The organism is Marinoscillum luteum (assembly GCF_044005705.1).
Lineage (GTDB): Bacteria > Bacteroidota > Bacteroidia > Cytophagales > Cyclobacteriaceae > Marinoscillum > Marinoscillum luteum.
In genome coordinates, this window is record NZ_JBIPKE010000012.1 from 37,825 (window position 1) to 50,459 (window position 12,635).

Below are 12,635 nucleotides of genomic sequence, written 5' to 3' on the forward strand. Positions count from 1 at the left end.
CTGCATCTTCATAATGGCATAATTACATTTGTTCTTTAATATATACAACGCGTAATTATGAAATATCTGTCACTAGTATTTGCCTTATGTTTTACACTTTCATCCTATGGTCAGAAGATTCCTTTTCAGGGAAAACTCACTGAAAATGATGAGCCTGTTACAGGTACGAAGGACCTTACATTTAGTTTTGAATCTACCGAATGGACTGAAACACATACGAGTGTGTCTATTCTCGATGGTTTTTACAGTGTGGTACTGGGGAGCATCACACCTCTACCAGACGACCTTTTTGCATCTTCCGATGAAGCAAGCTTGATCATATCCGTAGGAGAGATAAGCTTAAGCCCCATTACCATCTATCAACCCTATAAGCAGAAAGTATTTACGGACACATATGATGGGACCACTGATCAGCCTGCCCTGACTGTCAACAGATCAGGATCCGCGGGATCGAGTTTTGCAGCTGCAGAAGTGATCGCGGAGATGGATGATGATTCTTATGCACTCTATGGGCAAGCCACAGGAGCTGGAAGCAATTATGCTGTATATGGTTACGCCAATGGAGAAGGGGCCACCAACTGGGGTACCTTCGGGATAGCCAGAGGTGCTGGAGATGGCTCGGAGGGCTATGGTACGGGCTCGTATAACAATGGTGCTGTTGGGTATGCTAGAGACAACATCTGGGGCAATACCGGGGTTTGGGGCCGCGCGTATGGAGCCCAGGGAGTTGATAATATAGGAGTAGCTGGTTGGGCTGAAGTGAACAATGGCTCCGATACCATCCTAAACCAAGGAGTATTAGGCCGTGCTTTGGGCCCGGGGATTAACTATGGTGTTCATGGTATAGCTGAGGCAGGCGTGGAGAACTGGGCCGGTTGGTTTGATGGTAATGTGAATGTCAATGGAGAATTGATGGTCAATGGCGAGCCTTTTTCTGGAGGTTCATCTACTGGAGTTCCTGATTCCATTGAAGCTACAGATATCAAACTTTTGAATGCCGAGGGAAAATTGAGAACCCACCTCAATATATATGAACCGACCAATGCTGGTAGTCTCGTGCTTTATGGAGCCAATGACTCCACGAAAGTGATTGTAGGAAGTTCCTATTCAGGCTATGGTGGATATATCGGTTTATATGACTCTTTAAGAAATCAGGGAGCTCGCTTGTTTGTGAATACCAAAGGGGTGGGTAACCTTTATACCTACGATGCTAATCATAAGGTAGCAGGATGGTTTGGTAACCAGGGCAACACCGGTGGCTTTATGCAATTGGCCGGTTATGATCAGAGTGGGGTTTTTACTGGCGCTACCTACACAGGAATGGCCTCATGGAACAATGGGCTACCCTACTTCATCATGGAGGGGTCATCAGAAGATCCGTTTACGACCTTGGTGGAGTTCGGTGCCAGTTTGAATGGACAAAGCAGTGAGGTTCCTTATTTCAATATGAATTCGAGTACCCGTGCCATAAATGGTCAAAGTGCTGCTATTTCTTTGGGAGTGAGTGAGCAGGACCTGGGATTTTTGGAGCTCCATGGTGGCAATGATCGCAATTGGGACGTAAGAGCAGTGCTCCAGGTAGATTCAGTAGGCTCTCTGGGTACGGCTGGCAGATTGGAGTTACTAGGACCTTTAGGAGATGTTGATAATAACGTGAAGGGAATTATGCGGGTAGGGGCGAATAATGATGCGGGAGGTACAGACCCTTCAGGCGTGAGTGGTGAAATGATACTCTTTGGTACCAATACACCAAACGTGATCATGGGGGGTAAACAGTGGGACAATAATGACCTTGCGAAAATGGAATTGTTGGGATCGAAATCTGATGGAGGTTCCTGGGCACTTCCAAACATTGGACTAGACGTATTTTCGGATGGTACTTATGATGCTGGTGCAATCAATATCTTTAATACGATAGATGGCACTTCCTATCAAACCGTAGGATTGACTAGCAATGGCCGGGACAATGGAGGTCAACTTACTCTTCACTCTGCAGATGCAAGCAGCATGGTAGTTTTGCAATCTTCTTCTGTTGATGGAGTACAGGGGGGTGAAATCAATCTCTTATCATCCGTGGAGGGTAGTGGTATCAGGATGTACGGCGGATCCGATTTTGGTGCCGACAGTAATCCGGTAGCACAAAGCCACATTGCCATATACGACAATGACTCTACCTATGTTTACCTATGGGGAGATGGTAGCATTGATGCATCGGGCACTATTTCCGGACAGTCAGTCGTGCAAACTTCGGATCAGAGACTAAAAGATAACATACAGACTCAGAAGAACTCCCTTGAGAAAATCAAATCTCTTCGTGGGGTGACCTTTGAGTGGAAAAGTGATCCTTCGAATGAACAACACATTGGTTTTATTGCGCAGGAAGTGCAAGAGATATATCCTGAGATGGTTACAACAAATGAAGATGGATACAAAGCTGTCAATTATGCGGTATTAGTATCATCACTGGTGGAGGCCATCAAGGAATTGGATAAAAAGGTGGACATGTTGGCAGATGAGAATGCTAAAATGAAGGCAGAGCTGTCTGCAGCATCATCAAGATCATCCGAAATAGAACAGCTCAGATCGGAGATAGCATCTATCAGGGAACTACTCTTAAGCCCAGCGAAAGAGTCTGAAGCTACAACAATCGGTCAGAACCGATAGGAGAAGTACAGGATGAATATGAAACGATTTTTAAACATCATATTATTCATAGGTATTGGTCATTTTGGGTTTTCCCAGTTTGCCAATACAGCGCATGTGCAGTCTCTTGGGGGCGGTGTGGCCACCGGAGGTAATTTCAGTACACTGGCAGTATCAGGGGACCCTTCCGCCAGTAGTGAGCTAGCACTCGGGGGTAACCAGGCTGTGTATTCAGGTTTTATGCCAGGAAAATACATTATTCTTTCTTTCGGTTTGGAAAAGGATGCAGCAGTTTTGGCGGCACTGTATGAAACACTCGGGGGGGCTGACTGGGTTACCAACGAGGGATGGTTGGTATCCGAAAATATTGGTGAATGGGCTGGAGTTACAATCACCAATCAGCGGGTTTCTGCACTTATGCTGCCTTCTAACAACTTGCAGAATGAAGTGCCCGAGTTGATCAAAAACCTGGCAAAATTAGAACATATAGATTTTTCTAATAATCAGATCAGAAAATTGCCTGACCTCTCGGGAATGCCCAACCTGGAGACATTAAAGGTGGAGGAAAATCGATTGGGATTTGAGAGCCTGATTAAAAACAAGAACATAGCAGATTACAGCTATGCTCCACAAAAGCGCTATGGTTTTACTAAAAGTGATACCGTAGAGGCCGGACAAGCTTACCAGCTGGTTGCCACTGTTCCGGGTAAAGGAAATGTCTATCAGTGGCTTTTTGATGATTTTCCCAAACCGGATGAGGCTGTAGAGGTGGCGGGTGCAAATAAAACGAGCCTGATGCTGACCGATATTGACTACAGCAACATGGGGGCATACCGGCTGAAGGTAACCAATCCGGCTTTGCCCGATTTGGAGATTGAGACTCGAAATCAAAACATATGGGCGGCTACAGATATCTATGGGAAGGTCTATGCCGATGATCAGGGCAACTTACTGACTGATGGTCAGGTTGAAATTTATCGAATTTTTGATGGACCTTTCACCTTGTCCGATAGCTCGGTAATAGACTCGGAGGGTAATTATGTAATTGAAGACGTAGTGCTCGGAGATTTCATATTGTTGGTGAAAAATAACCCCGAGACTTTCCCGAATGTATTGCAGACTTATTATATCAGTAATAATGACTGGATCGATGCAGATACGCTCTTTTTGAGAGAGCAAGCGGATGACATTGACATTGATATGATATTCAAACCTCAGGTTACTCCGGTGCCAACAGGAGCTAATTTCGATGGAGAGCTCTTTTCAGAGCTGGATGAGGCGATCGTGGATGAGGAGGACGGTAGGATATATGCGAGACGGAAAGTAAAGCGGGCGGCTTGTTCGATGCGTCGTTTTGTGAGGAGTGGTAGGGGGATCGAGGAGGATATCTATGAACTATATGCTTATGTCGAATCCGATGATGAAGGAAGGTTCAATTTTGAAGGAGTTGAGGAGGGCAAGTACCTGTTAAATATTCAATATCCAGGTGTACCCATGGATCCCAATTCAGATATTGAGTTTGTTGTGGGCGGCGATAAGGAGAATCAGAGATTCTCACTCGTGGCAACGATAACGGATCAGGGGATACAGGTGGAAGCTAATGAGGTTTTATACTCACTGAAGCCCTACTTGAAAGATATCAGACTGTACCCAAACCCTACTGAGGGAGTACTTTCCATCGATTTTCTGGTATACAGAAAGCTGAATGATTTGAAGGTGGAAGTGGTGGATGTGAAGGGGGTGAAGCTCATGGAACAGGAGTTGAGCCCAAAGATGGGAATTCAAACAGCCCGGGTTGACCTGACCACCTATGAGGCAGGGGTTTACTTTCTCATATTTACGGATGAAGGAGGTACATTCCGGCAGCAAGTGAAGGTGGGTAGGAAATAACTGTTTCAGTCTATTTTTATTTTAGGTTGTAATTTTAACTGCCGCCCCGATAACTATCGGGGCGTTTTTTTTATCTTGGCGGCATGGAAGAATCGCCTAATGTACCACCTCCATTTAGTTATCGTTTTAGCCCTAATGTTCCAGAGCTTTTACAAGGGCTGAAATGCTCCTTAGCCATTAGCACCTACCAGACTGGTAAGGTGATTATTTTCTCACCCAAGGATCAGGATAGTCTGGTGCAGTTGCCTCGAAATTTTAATCGACCCATGGGGATGGCCATTAGCGGCAATAAGTGGGCCATTGCTACAAGGGATCAGCTATTGGTTACCTCTAATGCGCCTGGGCTGGCAGCAAATTACAAACCCAACCCCAATACCTACGATGCGCTTTATGTACCTCGTGTAAGTTATAATACGGGTACGTTGGACATCCATGATCTGATCTGGGCAAAGGACAAACTGATTGCCGTCAACACACTGTTTTGTTGCCTGATGGTGAACAGCGACGAGTTTAGCTTCAAACCGGTATGGAAACCCCATTTTGTTTCCGAATTAATGCCCGAAGACAGGTGTCACCTCAATGGGATGACACTGGAAAATGAACAACCCAAATACGTAACGGCCCTGGGAGCCACCAACACACCACGTGGATGGAAGGAGGGGATGCTTACTTCGGGCATTCTGATGGATGTAGAGAGCAATGAAATCATCATGAACGATCTACCTGTTCCCCACAGTCCAAGACTATATCCTGACGGGTTGTTTATGCTATTATCAGCTACCGGTGAAGTGGTAAAAGTAGATCCTCAAACTGGTAAGTATGATGTATTGACCAAGCTGAATGGTTTCCTGAGGGGAATGGATCGGGTTGGTGATTATCTTTTCGTGGCCATGTCCCGCCTCCGGCAGGGCAGTTCCTTATTTAAGGAAGCACCTATCGCCAAAGAGTCCGTCCATTGTGGCGTCAGTATCATCTATATACCATCAGGTCAGCAGGTTGGATTTATCGTATATAATAACACCGTAGAGGAATTGTTTGAGGTAAAAGCACTGCGCAATACTTTGAGGCCAAATGTACTTAACATGGATAAAGGCGTGCATCAGCAGACCATTGTTACGTCCGACCAGGTCTTTTGGACAGAGGCCGATGATAAGAAATCATGAAGATTACCGGGATGGCCTTTCCCATAATTGTATTAATGCGAAATTATGCGTAAATTTCGCCCAATTTTAGGATTATTCTTAGTAAAAATATAACTATTTTGAAATCACTCGCCAATTGTCTTCAAAACCGTAGGAAATCCGCTTATCAAAAACTCAAAAGCAGATTTCTGAAAAAACTAAAGTCAGCTCAAGCCACTTCCGACCGATCGGCTCACCTGTTGGTGGATCGTTTGCGAAAGCTGGAGCGTCAGCTGGGAATCCATTCCAGCTTAAGCCTTCGTCACTGGGCGCTGGCAGCTGCTTTTGGGATTATTACCACAGCCGCCTCTTTCAAATCCAAAGCCAGAGGTTCTTATACAGACTACAACTCATGGTATCACAGGAGAAATGATCTGGTAGAGTACCAAATGGCTCCCAACATGATGGTGCAGGGGGATACTGCATCCGATCTGAGTGCAGGTCCGTATTTGGGTGATGGACTGGTGCTGAAAGAGAAGATAGCTGCCGATTTTGATAATGATGGAGATATTGATTTTGTGGGGTTTGGTTATACCGAGCATGCCCTTTACGTAAATGACGGTTCTGCTCATTTCGAACGGTTTCATTTCACCCCGGCCTCCGATGCCAGATTTCGGGCAGCAGTGGCTGATACCGTGGATTCAGATGGCGATTTTGATTTATTAATTCTTGAAGATATCAAGGGATATTCCAGTTCTCGTATTCGTTTTCTGGAGAATGATGGCTCTGGAACTTTCCAGGGAGATTCGATCATTTTTGATGATTCCAATTACATCCGTACGCTGCAGATTGGAGATATGGACAATGACGGTGATCTGGATGTATTGACCGCTCCATGGTATGGTACCGGATCGTTTAAATATGAGTTTTTGGTCAACACGGGAACTGGCTTCAGCAGAGCGACACTTCCAAGGTCATTTTATCACCAAACCTACAGCACGAATTCTGACGTGGTACGACTTGGGGATTTTGATGGTGATGGTGACATGGATATACTGACCATGCCGGATAGCTATTTTGGGGCCAACTATTACAATGCTTCCTATTACGAGGCCTTTGAGGTGTTTTTGAATGATGGATCTGGTGGGTTTGGCACTTCGGTGGTCACCAGGTTTGATATAAATTTGAATATTTGGTACTCCGACAGTTTCTTTCATGACATTAAAATAGCCGATGTAGACAATGACGGTGATCTGGATGTGATAGTGGGCCTTGATATTGATCACCCTAATAATGATCGGGTAGGGGTAAGCCTAAATAATGGCTCTGGATCTTTTGGGCCGATTAATGCGGTGGTGGTCAATGGCTCATTAAACGGATTTTCGGTGGCCAATTTTGATGATGATGCCGATTTAGAACTGCTGGTACAGAGCACTGAAATTTTTAGTCCCTATTCGGAGATCACAGAGGTGTTTGATTTTGGGACAAATGCATTCTCAACTTCATTAGCCACTCTTTCTGCCAGTGTCGGTACTTTCGAGGATTTTGTCGCAGGAGATTTTGATAACGATGGGGATGATGACCTGATCGCAACTAACGAATTAGAGGCATTTCAGTTTGATGTAGAAAGTGGAAACTTTAATGTGGTGACTAACCATCTGGTTCAGCCCATTTGGGCATATAATTTTGAGCTGGTGGATGTAGATGGTGATGGCGACCTGGATGCCATTGGTAATGAAATCGGCCAATTTTTGGTTAACGACGGGTCAGGTAATTTCACCTTATCACAAAATCTTTCAGACTCCCTGGGATTCGCTTCTCCTCTGGTGGCCATTGGAGATATTGATAATGATGGTGACCTGGACTTGGTTTTTGCCGGAGAGCCTCATATGGGGGATGAGTATTATTACACATCTGTTTATCCATTTGAGTTTTCCAACGGTAAATTTTCTCCGTTGGCTCCAGTGGAAGTATTAATGTCCTCATACTCTTTTGAGATTCATGTAATGGCTCTGGCTAACCTGGATGCAGATCCAGAGTTGGAGTTGGCCATTGTCAGCCAGGAAGACTATTCATCCAAGTATCTGCAAATCCATGATTTTGTAAGTGGTAATTTTTCTCCAACCACCATTTCTGAAACCTCAGTGGCTAATTCTGAAGTTGAAAGTATTCTGATCTTTGATGTGGACAATAATGGAGTCAATGATGTGGTTATTGGAACAGGGTACTCTGGTGTGAGCGTTTTTGAGAACACCAATGGAGATGCCACTTTTTTTACTCAGAAGCAAGATGTAACTGACGGAGGAAATTCTGTAGTGGCACTGGATACCGCTGATTTCGATGGTGATGGAGATTATGAATTATTGATCGCATTTAATTGGCCTGGTTCCTATGAGCAAAGAATTGCTTATAATGGATCAGATACCCTTGCTTTTTCCTGGGTGGTCCAGGATGTTGTGTTGTCCAATAAGGCAGGGATTACAGATGCGAATTTTGCAGATTTTGACAATGACGGTGATCAGGATATTGTTTTCGCAAGTTCGGATTATGGCGATACTTTCATGGAGAACACCGGTAGTGGTTTTGTGGAAGTGATGCCGGCGCCTTATGCTTCCCATCGCATCGCCGTTGGAGATGTGGATGGAGACGGAGACATTGATTTGTTTGTGACCGAAAGTCCGGAATATGGGCGGGTAAGGTTCCTTTTTAATCAATTGCCAAATCTGGCGCCTATTATATCAGCTCAGACTTTCACCATTAACGAAAACAGTCCCAATGGCTTAGGGGTGGGGACAGTTATTGCCAGTGATCCGGAAGGAAAACCTATTTCATTTGCCATTTCTTCAGGGAATGAAAGTGGCACATTTTCACTTAGTGGTGCAGGGATCCTGACCGTATTGGATTCTGCCGCCCTTGACTATGAAACCACTGCGGTGTTTAGCCTGGGAGTAGATGTGTCGGACGGTTATAACACATCTTCCAATACTATCACCATTAATTTGGTGGATATCGATGAAGCGCCGAGCATCTCTGATCAAAGTTTTACTGTTTCAGAGAGCGCCTCAAATTCTGAGGTTGTTGGGACGGTGGTCGCCACTGACCCTGAGTCTGGAACCTTGTTATTTACCATTTCTTCTGGCAACGAAAGCGGAGCATTTGAGATTGGCTCTAATTCTGGAGAAATCTCAGTGCTGGATTCCACTCAGTTAGATTTTTCCACTACACCACAGTACGTACTTACTGTTGATGTGTCGGATGGTGCATCTACTGTTTCAGGCATCGTCACCATTGACGTGAGTGATTTTAATGATGCCCCCACAGTCGTGGATTACACATTTTCCGTGGATGAAAATGTGCCCAATGGAACAGAAGTGGGTACTGTAGAGGCGACCGACTCTGATGGGGATGCCTTGGATTATAGCATTGCTTCCGGTAATGAGTCAGCTGCCTTTGCCATTGATCCTACATCAGGAGTGATCAGCGTATTGGATTCCACTCAGTTGGATTTTGAAACTGTAGCACAATATACACTGGAAGTATCTGTCTCTGATGGCACCAATAGCGTCTCAAGTACAGTGACCATAGATATTAACGATATCAATGAGGCTCCGTCCCTGGCGCCTTATAGCTTTGCGATCGATGAAAATGTGGCGTCCGGTACACTTGTGGGTACTTTGGAAGCTACTGATCCAGAGGAGGACAATATTTTATTTCAAATAATGTCTGGAAATGAAAGCGAGGCATTTGTTTTGGATTCGTCTACAGGTGTGTTATCTGTAAATGATTCCTCGGCGCTTGACTATGAGCTAAACACCCAGTTTGTCCTTGAGGTGATGGCTGCGGATCTAAACAATTCATCCACCAGTTCAGTCACTATAGACTTGAATAATGTCAACGAATCTCCGGTTTTCGCCGATCAGGTTTTTAACATTAATGAAAATATAGCGAACGGAATCTCTGCAGGAACATTAATAGCTGCTGATCCGGAAGAGGATGCCATTACTTTTGCCCTCATATCAGGAAATGAGAGCATGGCATTTAGCTTTGATGAAGCAAATGGAGAGTTTTCAGTGGCAGACAGTTCGCAACTGGATTTTGAATCTACCCCGCAGTTCGTCTTTAGCATAGAGGCCTCCGATGGTGTATTTACGGTCACATCAACTGCCACTATTAACTTGAACGATCTCCAAGAAGCCCCTGAAATATCTGATCAGAGTTTCTCAATAGACGAAAATTCGGCAAATGGCACCGTGATAGGCACCGTGCTAGGTAGCGATCCTGAAAGCGACGCGCTTACCTTTACAATATCCTCAGGAAACGATGGGGCAATACTGATCGATTCTGAGACTGGTGTATTAACGGTGGCAGACAGTGCACTATTCGATTTTGAGTTGCAGGAAAGTATCTCAATAGAGGTTCAGGTTTCAGATGGTGAATTTGATGCAACAGCTATAGTCACCATCAATATCAATGACCTCAACGAGGCCCCTGAAATATCCAGCCAGAGTTTCTCAATAGACGAAAATTCGCCAACTGGTGCCATGATAGGTACTGTCCTAGGTAGCGATCCTGAAAGCGACGCGCTTACCTTTACAATATCCTCAGGAGACGATGGGGCAATGACGATCGATGCGGAGACAGGTGTATTAACAGTAGCGGACAGTGCGCTATTCGATTTTGAGTTGCAGGAAAGCATCTCTATCGAAGTACAAGTGTCGGATGGTGAATTTGATACCAAGGCTACGGTCACCATCAATATCAACGATCTCAATGAGTCTACTGCACCAATGATAGCCAACCAAACTTTTGAAATCCCGGAAAACCCAGAAGCGGGAGCACTGATCGGGGTGATTGAGGCTACAGATCCTGGGGAACTTCCTTTAGAGATTAAGATAACAGCCGGGAATGAAAATGGACTGGTGTCCATTGTCAACGGAAATGAGTTGGTGGTAAATGATGCTTCTGCTTTCAACTTTGAAGAAACTTCTGAAATGTCCTTCACAGTGGAAGCCACTAATCAGACCGAAAGTACCACGGCCATCATTACGGTGAGCATACTTGATATCAATGAATCACCTCAGATTGAAGATCAGGTTTTCAGAGTTGAGCAGGGCAGCGCTAGCGGTGCTTCTTTGGGAGTGATCGAAGCAACAGATCCTGATGAGGATGCATTGACATATACGATTGTAGATGGTAATGTGAGCAACGCTTTTGCCATCAATGCCAACACGGGTAATTTGTCTGTGAGCAATTCATCAGCGATTGATTTTGATGTCAACCCTGATTTCAGCCTGACGATTAATGTGTCCGATGGAGAGCTGTCCGCAGGTGCGGAAATTTCAGTGAGGGTGACTACTCTTGAGCGGGATAAGACCGCACTTCTTGAGTTTTTTGCTGCCACCAATGGTGCCAACTGGACAGCTAGCGCCAATTGGAGCAGTGCCAATACCGTATCTGCCAGCTGGTCCGGTGTGGAGGTCACCGGAGGCCGTGTAACAGGTCTAAGGTTGCCTAATAACAACATTGTTGGTAGTGTTCCTGAGTCATTTGCTGATTTAACCGGATTGACGGTGATTGATTTGAGTGGCAATGAGATTAATGGCTTCCCGAATGTTTCATCTTCCGGGAATCCATCACTCAACCTATCCAACAACCGGTTAGGCATCACAGACCTCTTGAAAAATGTGAGTTTAACATCATATACTTACGCGCCTCAGAAGCGCTATGGTGTGGCCAGACAGGATACAATTCCAGCGGGAGAGGATTATCAGGTGTCTATCGCCGAGGTGAAAACCAATGCAGGGAATAGTTATCAGTGGTATTTGGAGGATGTGAGTATCCCTGGCGCCACCTCCATGACTCATATGATCAATGACATTGATATCAATAGCATGGGGCGTTATTCTCTGGAAGTCAAAAATCCATTGCTTCCTGATTTGACATTGAATACCAGACGATTTTCCATATGGGCTGCAACTGATGTTTTTGGGAAGGTATTTGCCAACTCCCAGGGAACTGTGCTGAACAATGGACAAGTGGATATCTTCAGGATTTTTGATGGACCTTTCCAGATCACAGACAGTGCCGCGCTGGCTTCTGATGGGACTTATGTGATTGAGGATGTGGTGCTTGGAGACTTTGTTCTCTTGGTTAAGCCCAATCGAACAGTCTTTCCGGACGTATTACAGACTTATTATGTGAGCACGAGTGATTGGGACAAGGCAGACACGCTCTTCCTCTATGAAGAGGCTGAGGGAATAGACATTCAGATGATGTTTTATGATGAGAAGACGCCTACACCGGGTGGTGCCTCTTTTGTGGGAACCCTTGAGTCTGACTTTCAGGACGTGATAGGAGGGGAAGATGATCGTATAGATTCCCGAAGAAAGGTGAAGCGAGCTGGTTGTTCGATGAGGCGATTTGTGAGGGCTGGAAGGACAGAAGAGGATATTTACGAACTGTATGCCTATGTGGAGTCCGATGATGAAGGCGTCTTCAATTTTGAAGGTATTCCTGAAGGGAAATACTTGTTGAATATTCAGTATCCCGGGGTGCCTATGGATCCTAATTCAGATATCGAGTTTATCATCGGTGGAGATAAGGAGAATCAAAAATTCCAACTGAGAGCGACCATTACAGAAAATGGCATTGTAGTAGAGGCCACTGAGGTGCTTTACACCATGAAGCCTTATTTGAAAGATCTTCAGCTATACCCCAACCCTACGGCTGGCGTACTGAAGGCAGAGTTTTTCGTTTACAGAAAACTTAATGATCTCAAAATGGAGGTTTTGGATGTATCGGGTGTAAAACTGTTCGAACAGGCCCTTAATCCGGCTATGGGCGTTCAGAGCACTGAGATAGATTTGACTACTTTTTCAAGTGGGGTCTATTTCATCGTCTTCACAGATGAGTCCGGCACTTTCAGGCAGCAGATAAAAGTAGGTAAAAAATAAAGGTAATATGTTCAATATTGAGGTCCCG

General features: G+C 45.0%; 4 protein-coding genes. All 4 read left to right on the top strand.

All coding sequences use genetic code 11. The annotated features are described in order from the left end of the window. Nucleotides 1-57 precede the first annotated feature (57 nt). Nucleotides 58-2,664 carry a tail fiber domain-containing protein gene (locus tag ACHKAR_RS03585; protein WP_395416197.1) on the top strand — a complete coding sequence of 869 codons (2,607 nt, stop codon included), beginning with the start codon at nucleotides 58-60 and terminating at the stop codon, nucleotides 2,662-2,664. 18 nt (nucleotides 2,665-2,682) lie between these two features. Then, nucleotides 2,683-4,533, top strand: coding sequence for a T9SS type A sorting domain-containing protein (locus ACHKAR_RS03590; protein ID WP_395416198.1), 1,851 nt, complete (start codon nucleotides 2,683-2,685; stop codon nucleotides 4,531-4,533). Nucleotides 4,534-4,616: 83 nt separating this feature from the next. Next, a complete protein-coding gene (locus tag ACHKAR_RS03595; RefSeq protein WP_395416199.1) occupies nucleotides 4,617-5,696 on the top strand; it encodes a TIGR03032 family protein in 1,080 nt (359 codons plus the stop codon). A gap of 98 nt (nucleotides 5,697-5,794) precedes the next feature. Further along, nucleotides 5,795-12,607, top strand: a complete 6,813-nt coding sequence (locus ACHKAR_RS03600; protein ID WP_395416200.1) for a cadherin domain-containing protein — start codon at nucleotides 5,795-5,797, stop codon at nucleotides 12,605-12,607. The last annotated feature ends 28 nt before the right edge of the window (nucleotides 12,608-12,635 follow it).

Coding starts and splice junctions, on each gene's coding strand:
- ACHKAR_RS03585 (WP_395416197.1), top strand. CDS start 58: ATGAAATATCTGTCACTAGTATTTGCCTTATGTTTTACACTTTCATCC.
- ACHKAR_RS03590 (WP_395416198.1), top strand. CDS start 2,683: ATGAAACGATTTTTAAACATCATATTATTCATAGGTATTGGTCATTTT.
- ACHKAR_RS03595 (WP_395416199.1), top strand. CDS start 4,617: ATGGAAGAATCGCCTAATGTACCACCTCCATTTAGTTATCGTTTTAGC.